We start from the raw sequence: 17,079 nt of genomic DNA, 5'->3' as shown, positions 1-17,079 counted from the left end.
CCGCCAATTCGAATCGTTTCTGGTGTGGATCAATCAAGCCCGACTACGACCGAGCCAGCCTCGGCGTCTTCGACCATGCCGATCACGTGCGCATCAATGCCATTTGCAGCACATGCAGCGATGAAGCCAGGGGTCGTCGCCAGATCCACCGCCAGCAGGAGACCGCCGGACGTCTGTGGATCATTGAGGACCAACCGCCACGCGTGCGGGATAGCCATCCACTGAATGTGCTCGTCGAGTGAGAACATGTTGCTCTCCGCGCTGTTCGGCACCATCCCATGCTCCTCGAGCAATTCGGTGACTCCCGGGATCACCGGTACCGCATCGACCTGTAAGCGCGCCGAGCAGCCCGACGCCGTCATCATATTCTGCAGGTGACCAATCAATCCGAAGCCGGTGACGTCGGTACCAGCCACCACGCCGTGTGCAGTAGCGATTTCGGCGGTGACTCGGTTCGACAGCAGCATCACCTCTTCGGCCGTCTTCACTAGTTCAGGCGGCGCGACTCCTGCCTTCGCTGCCGCGATGACGATGCCGGTCCCCAGGGGCTTAGTCACTACCAACCGCTGACCCGGCCGGGCGTTGCGTAGTAGTATTGCCTGGTTGGTCGGCACTTGTCCGACGACGCTCAGCCCGAAAAATGGAACGGCAGACCGTACGGTGTGTCCGCCAACCAGCGGAGTACTAGCCTTGCCCAGCGCGGCCATCGCCCCGCCTGTCAGTTGCGTCATGAACTCTGCGCCGAAGGACTCGGGAACCGCCATTATGCTCAGTGCGAGAAGCGGCCGTGCACCCATTGCGAATATATCTGATAAGGCGTTCTCCGCGGATATCTGGCCCCATGTGGCGACGTTGTTGCTGACTGGTGTGCCGAAGTCGGTGGTGGCCGCGAGCAATGTCCCTGGGCTGGTCTCATAGAGCGCAGCGTCGTCGCCGTCGGTGCTGTCTACGACTACGCTAATCATTGAATTATTCGCCTTCATTGCCTGCTTAAGGCTGGCCATGAACTCTTTCATTTGTTCTAGTGGAATTTTACAGCCACAGCCGCCGGCTGGGCTCAGCTCAAGCAGGCTCGGCTGGTTATCACCTTTCATTGTGGATCCTTTCAGTCATGATCGTCGAATTCCTGCACTTCAGCTAAACATTCGCCTGGTTGCTGGCGCACGCTAGTTGCGACGTGGTCGACATATACAAGTCTGTGATCGATCAGCCTGGAGTATGTGGTCGTACTACATGCCCGATCTCCCTGCGCAGCTTCCACCTTGGCTGAGTCGCGGCGAAGCTGCTGCGAGATTTTTAACTGCGGTGCACGGGCGCGCGTCAATGCGAAGTCCAAGCTGGCGAGATGTCCGCCCGCATTGCTGTGGTCAACCGTGCAGGTCAGCACGCTGGCTGGATCCCTTCGCGTCTAAGAAAGCCCAACTTCCGAAATAGGTGATCACGTGACTCGTCTCGTCGAAGCCAGTCCTGAAAACACGACGACAGTCCCACTGCCGCGGCAAGCCAGGCCATGCTTGCGCGCTCCGAAGCGACTGCTACCTCAACCTTAGTAATCGACAAACGCGACGCAGTGTTATTGTCACCTAGAAATTGACTCTAATGGCCTAACGTGGCCGGACTAGCATGGCCTGCAGGCGCGAACCACAGGTCGCAGTCGGCGGATCCCCACCCAGTCCTCCATGTTCACACCTCAGGATCGTTCGCAGATCGGTCAAGCTTCACCCGGAACTGTCACTGTTATGGAGGTCGCCCGCTTGCCTGCTTGCGGCCTTGGTTCATTCTACCGCTGATGGCCCTCCCCTGCGGGCCGACTTGCCGACCGCTCCTAGGCAGCCTGCGTCACCGCGGTGATGGAACGAGCTCACTGGCAGAAGCCTCACGGTGTGGGCCGGCTACAACTTTCGTCTTGATGTGATCATGTGCGCAGGCGGATACCTTAGCCCGAACGAGTGAAACTTCGTCCCATGTTTAACCTATATCCCGGGCTCCGTAACCGGGAGATGATGCGCTGCGACACTCTATGCGCCACGCTTACCGCCGGTGGTTGCCCTGTCTGCAGATGGAGGTCAGTAAGTGTTCCATAACCAATTCGTCACGGCATCCTCGACGGTAAGTGTTCGAAGTGGCCGTAGTTTCGCTCCGTGCCAGATTGGGAACAAAGATGGCGAGGGGTTTGCGCAAAAACGGAACAGCTTCCGACGAACGCGTTTGGATTGATCTCCAATGGAATTCGGAGTTGGTGAAGCGAAGTGTGCGGAACCGAAGAGTGTGGAAAGATGGCGAGAAAAAGGTTCTCGCCTGGGCATTGTTTTGGGGCGATTTCAGCCAATCCACCTGGGGCATGCCGAATACCTTCGATCGGCGCGCAAGGAGTGTTCGCGCCTGGTCATCGGTATTACGAACCCCGATCTGCAAGGCCTGGTTGACACTCCTGAGGACCGTGCGCGTTCCACTGTCGGGAGCAATCCTTACACGTACTTCCAGCGGATGACAATGGTGGAAGCCGCCTGTGAGGACGATGGCTGGGGCCGATCGGACTTCATGGTCGTTCCGGCGCCAATCAACACATTATCGAGCCTTCCTCAATATCTTCCCTCGCCGGATGAGGCGAGAGTCTTCGTGACCATCTATGATGAGTGGGGTGAGGAAAAAAAGCGCAGGCTTGAGGAATTGGGTTATCACGTTGTCACGCTCTGGCGTCGTCCGATGAGCGAACGGCTGACCTCTGGCACAAGCATCCGTGCGCAGTTGCGCACGGGCACGGACGAGTGGAGAAGATTCGTGGCCCCAGGTGTCGCCGCACTGATCCATAGCTATGCTAAAGCGTCGTCGCGAGGAGGAAGATGATTCGCTCGCTCACGCCTGGCGGCGGTGTCGACCGCGACACCTGGGGTGACAAAGCATACAATCTGCACCGGCTTGACGCCCTTGGTGTCGCAGTGCCGGACGGGGTCGTACTGCCAAGCGACGTGCCGGTGCCCACCCAGGGGACATTGCTGGACGCTTTGATCACTTTATGTGGTCCCAGCAACGATGCCCGTTTTCCGGTAGCTGTCCGCAGCTCAGCTGCTGGCGAGGACACGGACACTCAGTCACTGGCGGGGATGTTTCTTACTGTGCTCGGTACCATGTCGCCAGCGGATGTCGTGGCCGCGATGGAGAGGGTTAGGGAAAGTGGTCGAGGCTTAAGGGTGGCGGTCATCCTGCAGCGATTGGTTGACTGCTCCTTTTCCGGCGTGGCGTTCTCGATGGATCCGGTCACCTTTAATGGGAGTTCCCTCCTTATCGCCGCGACTGAGGGCCGCGGTGACAAGCTGGTCGGGGGCGAGGTCAGTGGCGAGTCGCTCGTCCTCGCCCGCAGCGGTGAAATCGAGGTCGGCGAGTCGGTAATGTTTACTATGTTACGACCGCAGTTGACCGCCCTCCGCGAGGCGTGCCTGACCATCGAGCGCGAGTGGTCTACGGCGGTCGACGTCGAGTGGGCTGTCGACGCAACGTCGGGTGAGGTGCGCATCCTTCAGTCTCGACCCGTCGTTCTGCCTCAGCCGGCTGAGGTCGAGTTGGCCTCCGCTGCCGCTATCGACTCGCTACCCATCGCGGTGGCTCGACACTCGAAGATCAACCTTCGTCGCAAAGCGATGACAGTCGGAGTGCCGATGTCACGCGCTGCAGCGATCGTGCGGACCAGTCGGTATCCTGGCTCTCGGCCTGCTTTCATCCCGAGCGTCCAGGCGGCTGGGCTGAGCGTTGTCCTGCTTATCCCTGAGACGGTCAAGGGTAGCGTGGTCCGTGAGTTTTCCTCTACTCAAGGTGAGAATGTCGATCTGTTCATTCATGAGGATCGCCGCTATTCAATCCAGCGAGGCCCGAGGTACGCCGACATGATTTCGACACTCGACGCGGTGTTGGCTCAAGGGTTGGTCGAATCACACGTGGCGGTGTGCATTGTCCAGGAAATTTACGACGCGTCATGGACCGGCATCCTGCGTTCAATTGAGACCGGGTACCTGATCGAAATCGCGCGAGGGCATTTCGTGCCAAAAGGCGTAGTGGAGTCGTCCCGCTATATCTTGGACCACGACCTTGTCGTGGTGGACCGGGAAGAACGCAGCCAAGAAGTCGCCTACCGGTTCGTGGACGGTCACGTTCTGCAGGAATCTGACCCCGTCTCGGCATGGCCGAACGAGGAGCTCGTGAAGTCAACGGTCGAGCGATTGCGGCCCATGTTCGCTATCACTAAAGGCGCCCTTGAGTTCGGGCTCATCGAGACTGACGATCATGTCGTTTCCCCTTATTTGATCGACATTGCCGAAGCCGATCAAGAGAGACTGCCTCTCGGTTACGGACTTATTAGCAGTGGCGTGATCTCGCCGGGCGTCGCTAAGGGGTCGACCTCGCTTGCGGCGAACCATATCGGCATGAAGGCCATGGATATGCATCTGCGCGACTGCGGCTCGCGTGAAGTGCGCTATCACAACACGGTCTTCCTTGCGGAACGCGCGTCCACAGATCTGCTGCCGCTGATCTACCAGTGCGCCACGACTTCAGCTTTCGTTTTCACCACGGGGTCGATCCTTGGACATGTTGGCGTAGTGCTCCGCGAACTCGGCATCTCGGCCGTGGTAATCGACCGGGCGAGCTGGGTCGCGCTCGCGTCCACACCCGGCGAACTCGTCGAGGTCGACGCCCTTTCTCCCGAGCGCACCGCGCACAACCGCGTGTCGCGAATCCAGAAGTGAAGCTGAAGATTGGACGAGAGCCGTGGCGTACATCGCGACTACCTATGTTAATCCGGACACCGACGGGGTTGCAGGATGCGTTGCGCTGCGAGAGCTGTCGCGCGAGCTTGGGTTTCGCGAGCGACTGACCGTCATCCTTGATGGAACGATCAACTCCGAGACCCATGCGCTCTTCGCCCTGGCGGGATTGGAACTGCCATCGATCGGGATGGCCGCTCTCCCGCAAGGCGTTATCGCGGTAGCCCTCGTCGACACCCATCACCTGTCGCAGTTGCCCACCTGGGTCGCACCCGCTCTGGTAAAGGTCATCTTTGACCACCACTCCCACGGAGATACCAACTTCTTTCCCGCTGCGACCATCGTCAACGAGAAGGTCGGAGCCGCGTGCACGCTGATCGCCGAGCGGTACTTCGAGGCCGGCTCGCAGATTTCCCCAGCGACGGCTACGGCTCTGCAAGGAGGGATCCTGAGCAACACATTGGACTTCGTCGCGCCGTCAACCACCGAACGGGATAGGGCCGCCTTCGCGAGGCTCGACGAGATGACCGGCCGCGGCGCAGAGCTCAGGCAGGTTCTCCGTGAAGAGCGCGCCGCCTTCATCAACGGTACCACGAGCGACATCCTGTCATCGGACGTGAAGGTGTTCCGCGACAGCACCACGACAATTGGCATGAGCCAGGTCGAAGCACCGGGAGCGTCGCTGATCATTCAACGCGATGATTTCTGGGAGTCGTATGACCGCGAGTCCGCGCGCTTAGGGCTAGACATTCTAGTGGTGAACCTGGCCGACCTAACGGCATCGATGAGCGTGATCGCGGTATCCGACCGCAGATGGCAGCAAAGACTTAACCTCGAGTACCGCCTTGTGTTCGACGGTGGCCTGGCCTGGACGTCGGAGCTCTTCCTCCGCAAGTCCCATCTCGTGCCGTTGTTGACGCATAAAGACGATGGCCGGTAGTACTCCTACCGCCGCCGCGTCGGCCGGTGCATACTCGAGATCATGAGTGACTCGGGCACCGATAACACGATCAGTGGCCTGATCGTCGGGTCGGTTGTGCAAGCGGGCACCATCCACCAGGTGGTCGTGCCGCCTTCCACTGGGAGCGGCCAGTCGGACATAGCTTCGATTCCGACAACGTGGTCGGGGGTCACCAATCTCCCCCGCGACATCGCGGACTTCACCGGCCGTGATCGGGAGCTACGGGTGCTCGTGGACGCGCTTCACCATCCCGGAGGGGAAGTCGGCCAGACGATCCTGATCCACGCCATCGACGGCATGCCCGGTGTTGGCAAGACTGCGTTGGGCACCCACGCTGCACACATGCTGGCCGACCAGTACCCCGACGGCCAAATGTTCCTTGATCTTTACGGCCACACTCCGGGCCATAAGGCGTTAGCTCCATTCGAGGCACTGCACTCGCTCCTGCTTGCATTCGGCGTGCACCCAGATGTCATCAGCAACTACAAGACCGTTGAGGATCGGGCGAGCTTGTGGCGGACACTGGCCGCCGGGCGCCGGCTGTTGCTGGTCCTCGACGACGCCACGGACCACCGGCAGGTAGCTCCTCTGCTGCCGGGAAGCTCCGGCTCGCTGGTAGTGATCACCAGCCGGAACCGGATGCCTGAACTCGACGGAGTCCAGCCCCTCACCGTAGAGGTCCTCAGTCCCGACGACGCAGTTCGGATGCTGCTGCGCCTGGCACGCCGCACCTCGGACGAGGTCGATGTCGACGACGCCCGTCGGGTGGTGGAACTGTGCGGCTGGTTACCGCTAGCCATTGCAATCAGCGCGTCCCAGCTGCGGGGTCACCCGAGCTGGCCTGTCCGACATCTCTTGGACCAACTGGTCCGCGCCCACGACCGGTTGGACGAACTGAAGGCAGGCGATCGCTCGGTGAGAGCGGCGTTCGACACGTCGCTGCGAGACTTGACAGCCGATCAGCGCGAGCTGTTCGCGCTGCTCGGCGTGCACCACGGGCCTGAGATAGACGCCCACGCCGCAGCGGCATTGGCTGGCTCCTCGACCAACCGTGTGAGCCGGCTCTTCGGTGTACTCCACATTCGGCACCTGTTGCAAGAGACGGCACCTGGCCGCTATCGACTGCACGACTTGCTGCGTGCGTATGCGCGGACTCTCGCCGCACAGTTAGACGCTGACGATCGCGACCGGGCTACTGCCCGAGTCTTGGGCTACTACCTGCACACCGCGCACAACGCGACGAGCCACTTCCCGCTTTACCACACGCCGAGCATCACCATCGCGCCCACTTCGCCTGCTCAGCCTCGATTGATCGGCGACCGGGACCAGGCGATGAGCTGGCTGGCGAGTGAGTTGCCAGCCCTGGTGACCGCCATCGACCACACCTACAGCGAGTTCCCTATACAGACGATCATGCTCTCTACCGTCCTCCATCCGTACCTCCGCACTTCGGGAAATTGGGAACAGGCGTACACGATCCACCAGGTGGCGCTCACGGCAGCGCAGGCCGTAGACGACCTGCACGCCCAAGCAACCGCATTGAACGAGATCGGTATCGTGCGCAGGCGCTTTGACGACCTCGACGGCGCCTTGGAAGCGCATATCGGCGCACTTGACCTGTATACTAGGAGCGGCAGCGTTGTCGGCCAAGGGAACGCGCTCAACTACCTCGGCTTCGTTCACGAGCGCCGGGGCGACCACGACGCCGCCATCGACTCATTCAGCAATGCGCTACGGCTGCACACAATGAGCGGGAGCTCGGTGGGGCAGAGTGTAGCGCTCAACGAGATCGGGTACGTGAATCGGCTGCGTGGCAATCTCGACGGCGCGATGAATGCGCACACTCGAGCACTCGACCTCTATACCAGGAGCGGCAGCGTTGTCGGTCAAGGGAACGCGCTCAACTACCTCGGCATTGTTCACGAGCGCCGGGGCGACCACGACGCCGCCATCGACTCATTCATCAATGCACTAGCCCTCTACGAACGATGCGGCTACCTTGTCGGCCAAGGGAACGCGCTCAATTGCCTCGGCAACACCCACCAACGCTGCGATGACCTCGCCGCAGCGACGAAAGCCCACGCCCGCGCGTTTGAACTTCACCTGCGCTGCGGAAGCTTGTTGGGACAGGGCAATGCGCTCAACGGGATCGGCCATGCTTACCGGGCCGTCGGCAACCTTGACGCGGCGGTGGACTCGTTCATCCGAGCACGTGAGTTGCACACTCGCAGCGGCAGTCTCCAAGGCCAAGCGAACAGCCACCTTGGGCTGGGGATGACACACCATCTCCGCGACGATTGCCCGAAGGCGGCGGCCGACCTGAGTTGTGCGCTGGATCTTTACTGCCGCGCCGAGGACGTCGACGGTCAGGCTAGGACGCACAACGCCCTCGGTGACCTCGCCTTCGACTACCCTTCTGATGTTGACCCGCGTAACCACTACGCCGCCGCCAGGAACCTGGTTAAGACCTGCGGCATCCGCCTACACGAAGCCAATGCACAAATGGGCGAGGCCCGATGCCTGCATCGCGATGGCGCGACCGATCAAGCGATCATTCTACTGAGACAGGTGCTGAGCCTACACCGTAAGATCCGCGCGGTTGCCGAAGCAAGGAAGGTCGCCGGACTCCTTTGCTCGCTCGGTTCGGCTAGTGATCTTCACGAGTTGTGAGGCCGAATTCGGTCCGTGATGGTCCAATTAGACAATACAGCCGATGATAAAGGGCGGATGCGCGGACCTATCGCCTCCTGGCGTTGCACGATCTGCAGGACCTGCGCCACGGCCATCGCCGCCTCGTGGCAGACCCTGCTGATCGCCCTGGTGATCTACCGGTTCGCCCCCGGGTTCGTGTTGCGCCTCCTGGTAAAGTTCTATCCGAAGGACGACCGGCGGCGACACGAGCTCATCGCCGAGCTGTACGTCGTGAAGCGACTTTGGCGGCTGTTCTGGGTCGCTGACGCGCTCGGCGCCGTGCTGGTCGAAGGACTCCCCCACCGCGCGGCGGACATCCGACGCAAGCGACGCGAGAAGCGTGATTCGGATGCGGAGGCTGCCGATGCAATCGAGCTCGCCAGAGATTGGTTGAACTCTCTACCTTCGCAGAGGGACAGCGGCCGGGACGTCCTGGAAACCGGCGACGTGTCCTTGACCTTCCGCGCTGGTTCGACCTCTCGTAGCCTCGGCTACCGCCAAGCTGTAAGGATACTCAAGCGCCTCAAGTGATCGCCGGCCTGCTGCGCAAGTCAACCCAACCAGGTTACGTCGAGTACGTCAACGCGCTGCTCGTCGTCGAGCACTGTGTACGTCACCAAAGCCGCGGCCGGCGGCGAACTCCAGCATCCGCGTCGGTCTCTTCGACTTGGCGGCGGCCTACTCCAGGGTGTCAGCTCAAGGAGGTCGTACACGGCGACCAGCTCGAGCACGACGTCGTCCGGGCGCGTGCTGAGCTGGTCGAGACGCCCTAGTTCGCCTCGATGCGGTAGGCCACCGGGCTATTTGCCGAGCCGGCCCTGATCTCGGCGAGCGACACAGCCGGCGGGCGGCTCGCCGGAGGCAAGGGTGCGGTCGGCCTGCCGGAGCGTCGCGCGGTGCGCGGCTGGGTCGGCGAGTGTCTGCCGGGCGATGCGGCGCCAGCTGGTCAGCGTCTCGAGGACGTCGGCCAGGTCCAGCTTCTCTCCCGCGTCGGCCAGCGCCTGCTTGTACGCGGCGTCGGACTCGCCGCGATCCTCCGGCAGGAGGGCATCCCTGATCGCTCGGGGCGAGTCCGGCTCGCCGGGCGAAGGTCATAGCGCGCGAACCCGGGGGCTTGTAAACAGAGGGTCAGAGGTTCGAGCCCCCTTGGCGGCTCCGGAACAATCGCGTTTGACCTGCTCATTTGATGGAGCAGGGCAGGGGGCGCCGTGGTTGCGGTCCGCCCGAGCTGGGTTGCGTCTCCGTTTACGCTGGTGTGCCGAACCGACCGGTGCCAGCGGTCGGTGGGAGACCGGGGTCGGTGTATTCGGCGGCAACAGCTACCCCAGCGGCGCCGCTCAGCCCAGGCGCGCGGCAGCCGACCCCTCTGCGCCGCGGCCGACGCTCTCTGGATCTCGAAGGAGGGGCCGCGTCCGGCTCGAGCATCCAAAGCGCCCGTACCTGCGGAATCTGCGGCATCGTCGCCGACGAACCGTTCCGCACGGCTCCCGACCCTCGGTGGTTGCGCAGGAAGTCCCGGCTTTTGACGATCAGCCGCGACGTAGGCCGCCGCATGACGCTCTCTCCTCTTCAAGCATTTAAATAACACTGCCCGCTCCGGTTGCATCTTCGTTCCGGCGCCGGCGCTTGCTGCCGCTTTGCGGTTAGTGCGGGCCGCAGCTTTACCCGGAGGCCAGGGCGCCTTTGGGCGCTACCAGATACAGGCAATCCTGGCGGCTTTGTCGGCACCGCATAACCCGAGCGCTGGCAAACCAGCCTTGCCGGACGTGGCGCGTGGCTTCATATTCTCGGACTCATGGACGTTGCCGTCCGCGGCTGGTGCGACACGTCTCGGACTGAGCTATTTCCCAACGAGGACGACCTTGACCGACGCGAGTTGGTCGATGTCCTCTCCGCCGGGCAGTGTTGGAGTGCTGCGTGGGTCCGGTCCGGTCGTCGAGATATCGAGGTTCTTGTCCTTGTACTTGGAGGCGATCACGTTTCGCTGGTCGAGTTGAGCGCTGGCTATTAGCCGCTGCCCGAATATTCTAGCCTGGTCACCGTGGACACCGAGCATGTAGAAGACGACACCTTTACGCTCGTTGTCGACGAGTCTAACTTCGGCGCATGACCATGCCTTGCCATCGCGGGCGATCTGGCAAGGCCCGGGCTGCAGCAGATACGGGCCCGGGGAGCCACCTTGTGGTGGCACGTTCGCGATGACGAGCCAGAGTGTCTCGTCCACAGCCAGCGGGTGCGTGATGCCTCCGGACAGAACGACGGGGTTCTCGACCAGCGTGCCGTCGCGGTGGGAATCGATGGTGATGGCTGCCGGGCTGTCGGGATCAGGTGTCGGGAGGGACAAGGCAGCGCTGGTTGCCACGACGGCGCCGACGAGAGCCACAGTGAAACTTGTCGACAGTATCCACAGCGGAAGTGGAGAATTCTTGACTTTGAGGATTACGATCCAGAGAAAGGCGGAAATTGTCATGGTGGCGCCGAGGCCAATCCACAGCCAGGGTGGTCCGGTGTAGGGCCAGGCGTTGGAGTCGTGGGCCAATGAGAGATAGCCGATGACGGCCGAAATAATCCCGAATACGAGGCTGGCTGCAGCGATCCTGTTTCCCATGGAGTCTCCAAGGTTTCAAGGCGGTGATCTTGCTGGATGCAGTCGTTCGTGGCGTGGGATTGTTGCACGTCCGGCCTGAAATCGTTCAACGTGTGGATCCCCGGGAGTGTCGTCACCGATGGCGATGACGCTCGTGCATGTAGTGCGCCCGCCATATTCCCGTAGGGCCTCACCCAGCCGGTCCCATGACTCGCGGGTACTGAGCACTGCATAGGTCCAGGCGGCGCCTTCACCGAGTTCCGTCAGGCCCAAGCCGCGGAACGGCCGGGTCTGCAGGGGCACCTCAAGAACCTCGCTGAACCGGCGCCACAGGGCCGGGTCGAGTACCTGCTGGTGGTTGGTGGCGGCCACTAGCAGCGACGGGCCGGTGTACCGGTCGATCAGCTGCATTAGCAGGCGGCTGAGGTTACGGGCAAGCGCGACGTGGTGCTTGCTCTCTTCCTTGTCGATGATCGCTTAAGCGGCGCGACGGAACGCGGCGTGATGCTGCTGCTTACGCGTCCGCTCGCGAGTTCGTCGGCGGCCACGTCGTTCCGGATTTCACCGGAGCCGCGCGGTGACGGTGTTGTGGTTCAGCTCGCTCGGCTACTCGTGCGGTAGGTGAGAAGCCCGAGAGGGTTTGGTGCACGGCGCGCCGACCAGTGGCCGCTTACAGGCCGAATGCGCCGCCTTCGATGAGGATGAGCAGGACAATCGCTATCAGCACGACTGGCAGCAGGATGTGCCCCCACCGCGAAACCGGCCCGCGGTAAGCCACACGGCGACCAACACCAGGAACACCGCCACGTATAGGCTCATGCCCCGACGCCGGCGGTGGCGAACACGGGGACGTAGACGCCGATGTTGTCCCCGCCGTTGGCGAAGGTGACGGCTCCTTCCAGTGCGGGTGATGGATGCGCCCTCATGTCACCGCCACAAACCCACTGGAAGAATCGATAGACCGTCCGAACACCCCTCGCCTGTCGCACGACGAGGCCACCCAGGTCTCCAGCGTGTTCAAGCGCTGGCGCATCCGACCCGGGTCCAGCTGATGAACCTGTTGCTGGGCAGCCGGTTCGCGGTCTGCGCCTACGACCTGCAGGTGGCGATGGGGATGCCCCAGTCCACGATCAGCCACCACCTCAAGCTGTTGGTGGGGTCCGGGCTGGTGCACCGGCAGCAGCGCGGCATCTGGGCCTACTTCTCGATCAACACCGAAGCGATGCGCGCGCTCGGCCTGGTGATCAACCTCGACGACGCCGCACCGCAGCCGTTGTCGCCCGCGGCGTTGCGCGACCCCGCCGTCGAGCATCAGGACGAGGCCCTGTGAACCGCCCGCACGCCCGCGACCTCGTCCTGGGCGAACAGGGATGGAGCTGGCTGCGGGAGTCGGAGATGTCGCTAGTCACAGCGAGGATGGCCGACACCCGGAGGCCTGCGATGACCGCACAGCCTGCGCACGAGGATGCTACGACGTCTGCGCCACGGTGCTGGTGTTGCGGTTCCGAACGGCGCGATGACGAACTGGTCCATCTCGGCAACCACCCCGAGGTCGCGGTCTGTGTGGGCTGCGCCCGGTGGCTCCACCGGCGCGCCACTCGGCTCGAGGACGCCCAGCACCCCACGATCGCGGGCCGGTGGCGGGCGGTCGTCCACGCCGTGCGCACCTACGTCATCGACGAGGGCTGGCATCAGCGCGGAGTCCTCGGGCGGCTGCTGCGCCGGATCGACCGCTACCTGCCCTAGCGACTCACTGCGGGCACCAACTCGGCGATCGGTGAGGATGGCGTTGAGCAGTTGGAGGATGCGTTCGTGCCCCGTCAGCGTGGCGGCCATTGCTGCGAACCGAGAGATGTAGCTGGCATCGTCCACGGGGGTCTTCTGCGCTTGCTGCCAAGCATGGAGCGCGCTGGTGAATTGGGCTCGGACGGGGCGCGAAACGCCGGGTAGGTACTCGTCTTCGAGCAGGTGGCAGATCTGGGACGCCAGACCTGCCTGCTGCGGAGTCGCTCTCCGCACGAATTCGCGACCGCTACGCACCGTCGCATTCTGGCGCAGCCGCTCAAGCGGGCTCAAGTCGTCGGGACGCGAAGCCTCTATCCGGTCGATCTCGGCTCGGATTCGAGCGATCTCCTTGAGAACTGCCGGTGCGACGTGGACGGCAAGTGCGGCAGCGGGAAGTGCGATGCACTGGACCTCGGCGATCGCCGTCGGACGGACTGCCAGCGAGATCGACCCAGGCGACTCGTGAACGTTGAGGTACCGGATTCCGTCGGCGTCTCCCAGGTCGGCCCGGCTGATCTGCGCGGCCGTGTCAGAGTTCTCGTCCCGCCAGCCCGGCTCGATGACCAGGCCGTCGTGCCGGAGCGCGACCCGGTAGAGGTAGAACTGCGCCCCGCCGTCGTCCTGGTCGCACATCCGGCGCAGCATCGACTCCACGGCTGCTTCATAAGTTCCCAGGTGGAGGGCCTGGTCCTCATAGCGAAGGCGTTCTTGCTCGACGGAGTCCGCGGGCATCAGCCCCGTCCAGGATTCGATGATGTCTGCTGGCAGTGTCGTGCTGCTGGTGGGCCAGTTGGCGTGTGGACTCGTGTGGTACCAGGCGAAGTCGGCCAGGCGGCTGTCGTCGAGCGCCGGGTCGTTGACGTCGCGGAGCGTCATCACGGCCCGGCCGAAGTGGATGTCGGCGCCGCAATGCGCGCACGGGACGTGCGCTCCGTCGTCTCCCCGGTGGTAATCCTCGCTGGTGAGAAACGTGAATGACGGACAGTTCGGGCACGTCATGATGTACCCGTACTCGAACGTCACCGGTCTCTCGACAAGGTCGCGCATCTGCCTATCTTGCCTTTCATGGCAGGGCTGCGGCGTGGGGCCGATGTTCCAGGGAGGCGCCGGGTTCGCCGCCGTCGGTCTCGGTGACGCCGAATGCGGCGGCGATGTCCTCGTAGCTTGGTGGTGGAACTGTTGCGTTCGCCGATGCGGCTGGTGAGCACGGTGGTGCCGTCGGCGGCGACCGGGCCCTCACGTAGCCGTCCGCCGTCGGCCTTGGCCAGCATCGGCTCGACCCAGTCGGGCACCTGGGAGGAACTACGCGCAGCCACGGCCGGCCTCCCGGTGTCGAGACATTCATCGCCTGACTTCGACGGTAACCCGGTTGGCCTAACCGCGCTGTGTTTGCGCTGGTCAACACCCTGATCGGCGACAGTCGGTGCGAGGGTGAGTGCCCTGTGCTGCGGTGTGGTCGCGGGAGGGTGAGCTCGACCGGCTGGACTTGACAGCCCAGTCACGATCTCGCAGTATCCGAACAAGTGTTCGATGAGTGTTCGGGTTCGCTCGTGGCTTCCCCACGCGGGTGTCTCCGGTACGCGTTCGTGGTGCTGGAGGTGCGTGGTGGCCGTGCCGGAGGCGGTGGCGGGGCTCGCGGCGATCCCGGGCGTCCGCACCGCCGCCCAGCTGAAGCAACCGGGCCCTGAAGCGCCGGCTGCCGCCGGGGTACTGCCGGTGACGCCGGAGCTGTCCCAGTTGCTGCCAGGCGGTGGGCTTCGCCGTGGCAGCACCGTGTCGATCTCAGGGTCGACGGCGCTGGTCCTCGCTCTGCTCGCCGAAGCAACGCGCGAGGGATAATGGGCGGCGATCGCCGGCATGCCGGACCTCGGCGTCGCCGCAGCAGCCGAGCTGGGGGTCGACCTGGACCGGTTCGCGCTGATACCCGAGCCCGGCGCCGAATCGATCGCGGTCGTGTCGGCGTTGATCGACGGGTTCGACCTGGTCGTGCTCGGCCCAGCCGTCGCTCGGGGAGTCCAGTCCCAGCTGGCTCGCCGGCTGGCCGGGCGGGTACGCAACCGGGGCGCGGTGCTGCTGACCACCGGTACCTGGCCCGGCGTCGACCTCGAACTGCGCGTCTCGAACCGCAAGTGGCGCGGCCTCACCGAGGACGGGTTCGGACACCTGGAATTCCGCGACGTCGTCGTGTCCGCTCGGGGCCGCGGCGCAGCAGCTCGTCCGCACACGGTGGCGCTCCAGCTGCCAGGCCCGGGCGGCGCGGCTGCGGCAAGCCGCCCGAAGAGGCGGCCTGGGCTGGCCGAGGCTGCAGGATGAGCAGTCCGGCCCGGCCGCGCGCCACCGGTCTAGTACACCTCGCTCGATGATCGGCGACCAGTCCGGCAGCGCAGTCCGGTCAGGCGCGCGTAACGAGTTCGGCGAGCTGCTCCCGGTCCGGCCGGCTGCCGGCAAACCCACCGTCTGCCTACGCGGACACCGGCTCGACCTTGATCTCTACGACAAGCTCGCGCCATACAGCCGTCACTACCGGCTGCACGCCACGCTGTGCGAGGTGTGCCGCGTGTCGGAGGGCTGCGACCTCTCGGAGCGGCGTCTCGCCGAACGGGCCCACCTCGACGTCGCGCACCGCTGACCCCCTCGACGCGGCGGCCATCGAAGGACTCGTCCTCGTCGTCCGTCCGCCGGCGGCCGGGGCGTTGACCGGCCAGCTCGAGCTTCACCTCGACGGCAGCCAGGTCGCCACCGCGACGCTCACCATCTGCATCCCATGCCGCGGACTGCCACCCTCGATTACGTCCACGTCGTAGCGGGCTATCGGCGCCTGGGCTACGGCCGCACCCTCGTCGCGGCGGCGGTAGCCCGAGCGGGTCTGTCTCGTGATCGGTGTTTCCGGCGTTGTTGATCAGTAGGTTTCGGCTCCCGGCCAGCGGTCACCGAACGTGATGGCGAACGCGTTGATCACAGGCTTCCAGCGCATCGTCCATCGGGCGCGGCCGGTCCCGGTCGGGTCCAGGCTGCGGGTCACAAGATACAGGCACTTCATCGCGGCTTAGGTTCAAGGAGTCAGCGCAACACCCCGTCATGACGAGGTGTTTGCGTTGGGGCGTCCTGCGATATCGGTGGAGGTTCAGCGCTCGTTCTGGGCGTGGATCCGGAGAGGTGAGGTCATCGAGGTCGCTGCCGCGGCGGCCGGCGTGTCGAAGACCGTCGCCTGGCGGTGGTTCCGTGAGGCTGGTGGGGTGATGCCACCACAGCGGTGTGAACCCTCGCGTCGCCCGGTCCGCCTGTCGTTCGCTGACCGGGAAGAGATCGCCTGTCGCCGAGCGGGCGGCGAGGGTGTTCGAGCTATTGCGAGGGCGATCGGCCGCCCGCCCTCGACCGTCAGCCGCGAGCTCGCCCGTGGTACTCGTCGGCCCAAGACCGGTTACCGGGCGACTGTTGCTCAGGCACTGGCCGACAAGCGTGCTCGTCGTCCCAAAATGGCGTTGCTTCGCCGTGATACCCGATTACGCGCCTATGTCGAGCGGCAGCTGGAGCTTAAGCACAGTCCCGAGCAGATCAGTCAGCGGTTGCTGACCGACTTCCCTGATGCCCCGGAGATGCGCGTGTCTCACGAAACGATCTACCAGTCGCTCTACATGCAAGGACGCGGCGCCCTGAGGCGTGAACTGACGCAGTGCTTGCGAACTGGCCGCGCGCTGCGCAAACCTCACCGCAAGGCCGACGAACGACGCAGCCGGCATGCCGGTGCGGTCTCGATCAGCGAACGGCCGGCCGAAGTCGAGGATCGAGCGGTACCGGGGCATTGGGAGGGCGATCTCATCACCGGGGCCGGAAACGGCTCCGCTATCGGCACGCTCGTCGAGCGAGCCACCGGGTTCGTCATGTTGTTGCACTTGCCGAACACGCACAAGGCCTTCGACGTCCAGGAAGCGATGACGGCGACGATGTCCAGGCTGCCGCGGACTCTGCGCAGGACGTTGACCTGGGATCAGGGACAGGAGATGGCCAACCACATCCAGATCGCCGCGGCGACCGACCTGGACATCTATTTCTGCGACCCGCACTCGCCGTGGCAGCGCGGCACCAACGAGAACACGAACGGCCTTCTGCGGCAATACTTTCCGAAGTTCACCGACCTGTCCGGCTACCACTGGGACTACCTCGAGTTCGTCGCCGCGGAACTCAACAACCGGCCCCGCAAACGCCTCGGATGGCGCAGCCCAGCCGAAGCACTCGATCAGCTACTCTCACCACCAGACAGCAATTCACTCGGTGGTGCGTTGACCAGTTGAATCCAC

General features: G+C 63.8%; 12 protein-coding genes and 3 pseudogenes. 9 read left to right on the top strand and 6 right to left on the bottom strand.

From position 1 onward, the window contains the following. Window positions 1–29: 29 nt before the first annotated feature. The gene (gene selD, locus OG439_RS24630) at window positions 30–1,094 is read right to left on the bottom strand and encodes a selenide, water dikinase SelD (protein ID WP_326943233.1); all 1,065 of its coding nucleotides are present in this window, start codon (window positions 1,092–1,094) and stop codon (window positions 30–32) included. A gap of 1,129 nt (window positions 1,095–2,223) precedes the next feature. Here selD and OG439_RS24625 point away from each other — a divergent pair. The 5 genes from OG439_RS24625 to OG439_RS24605 are packed head-to-tail and all read left to right on the top strand — an operon-like array spanning window position 2,224 to window position 8,940. After that, window positions 2,224–2,847 (top strand): adenylyltransferase/cytidyltransferase family protein, encoded by a 624-nt coding sequence (locus tag OG439_RS24625; protein ID WP_326943232.1) that lies wholly within the window; start codon window positions 2,224–2,226, stop codon window positions 2,845–2,847. After that, window positions 2,844–4,739, top strand: coding sequence for a PEP/pyruvate-binding domain-containing protein (locus OG439_RS24620; protein ID WP_326943231.1), 1,896 nt, complete (start codon window positions 2,844–2,846; stop codon window positions 4,737–4,739). The genes OG439_RS24625 and OG439_RS24620 overlap by 4 nt, the downstream gene beginning before the upstream one ends. 22 nt (window positions 4,740–4,761) lie before the next feature. Then, a complete protein-coding gene (locus OG439_RS24615; protein WP_326943230.1) occupies window positions 4,762–5,697 on the top strand; it encodes a DHH family phosphoesterase in 936 nt (311 codons plus the stop codon). A gap of 42 nt (window positions 5,698–5,739) precedes the next feature. Next, window positions 5,740–8,388 (top strand): ATP-binding protein, encoded by a 2,649-nt coding sequence (locus OG439_RS24610; RefSeq protein ID WP_326943229.1) that lies wholly within the window; start codon window positions 5,740–5,742, stop codon window positions 8,386–8,388. Between the two features lie 57 nt (window positions 8,389–8,445). Then, on the top strand, window positions 8,446–8,940 hold the full coding sequence (locus OG439_RS24605; protein ID WP_326943228.1) for a hypothetical protein: 495 nt from the start codon (window positions 8,446–8,448) through the stop codon (window positions 8,938–8,940). 269 nt (window positions 8,941–9,209) lie between these two features. Here the strand turns inward: OG439_RS24605 and OG439_RS24600 are convergent. The 3 genes and pseudogenes from OG439_RS24600 to OG439_RS24590 all read right to left on the bottom strand — a co-directional run. Continuing rightward, window positions 9,210–9,473: pseudogene (locus OG439_RS24600) on the bottom strand (DUF6247 family protein); the annotation flags it as partial. Window positions 9,474–10,249: 776 nt separating this feature from the next. Continuing rightward, complete coding sequence (locus tag OG439_RS24595; protein WP_326943227.1) at window positions 10,250–11,017, bottom strand: hypothetical protein; 768 nt, start codon at window positions 11,015–11,017, stop codon at window positions 10,250–10,252. Window positions 11,018–11,032: 15 nt separating this feature from the next. Next, window positions 11,033–11,467, bottom strand: coding sequence for an AAA family ATPase (locus OG439_RS24590; protein ID WP_326951610.1), 435 nt, complete (start codon window positions 11,465–11,467; stop codon window positions 11,033–11,035). 439 nt (window positions 11,468–11,906) lie between these two features. Between OG439_RS24590 and OG439_RS24580 the strand changes: the two genes are divergently transcribed. Continuing rightward, window positions 11,907–12,326, top strand: a complete 420-nt coding sequence (locus OG439_RS24580) for an ArsR/SmtB family transcription factor (protein ID WP_326943226.1) — start codon at window positions 11,907–11,909, stop codon at window positions 12,324–12,326. A 71-nt stretch (window positions 12,327–12,397) separates the two neighbouring features. Here the strand turns inward: OG439_RS24580 and OG439_RS24575 are convergent, their stop codons facing one another. Further along, window positions 12,398–13,828, bottom strand: coding sequence for a hypothetical protein (locus OG439_RS24575; RefSeq protein ID WP_326943225.1), 1,431 nt, complete (start codon window positions 13,826–13,828; stop codon window positions 12,398–12,400). A 558-nt stretch (window positions 13,829–14,386) separates the two neighbouring features. Here OG439_RS24575 and OG439_RS24570 point away from each other — a divergent pair. Both OG439_RS24570 and OG439_RS24565 read left to right on the top strand, forming a co-directional pair. Beyond that, window positions 14,387–15,094 (top strand): annotated as a pseudogene (locus tag OG439_RS24570) (hypothetical protein). A gap of 46 nt (window positions 15,095–15,140) precedes the next feature. After that, complete coding sequence (locus tag OG439_RS24565; protein ID WP_326943224.1) at window positions 15,141–15,410, top strand: hypothetical protein; 270 nt, start codon at window positions 15,141–15,143, stop codon at window positions 15,408–15,410. Between the two features lie 270 nt (window positions 15,411–15,680). Here OG439_RS24565 and OG439_RS24560 read toward each other — a convergent pair. Beyond that, window positions 15,681–15,827, bottom strand: a pseudogene (locus OG439_RS24560) (IS256 family transposase); the annotation flags it as partial. A gap of 49 nt (window positions 15,828–15,876) precedes the next feature. On the opposite strand from OG439_RS24560, the gene OG439_RS24555 reads away from it, so the two are divergent. Continuing rightward, on the top strand, window positions 15,877–17,073 hold the full coding sequence (locus OG439_RS24555) for an IS30 family transposase (protein ID WP_442792215.1): 1,197 nt from the start codon (window positions 15,877–15,879) through the stop codon (window positions 17,071–17,073). Window positions 17,074–17,079 lie beyond the last annotated feature (6 nt).

The organism is Amycolatopsis sp. NBC_01307 (genome assembly GCF_035975215.1).
Lineage (GTDB): Bacteria > Actinomycetota > Actinomycetes > Mycobacteriales > Pseudonocardiaceae > Amycolatopsis.
Note: the sequence above shows the minus strand (reverse complement) of the source record. Positions and strands in the feature narration are given on the sequence as shown.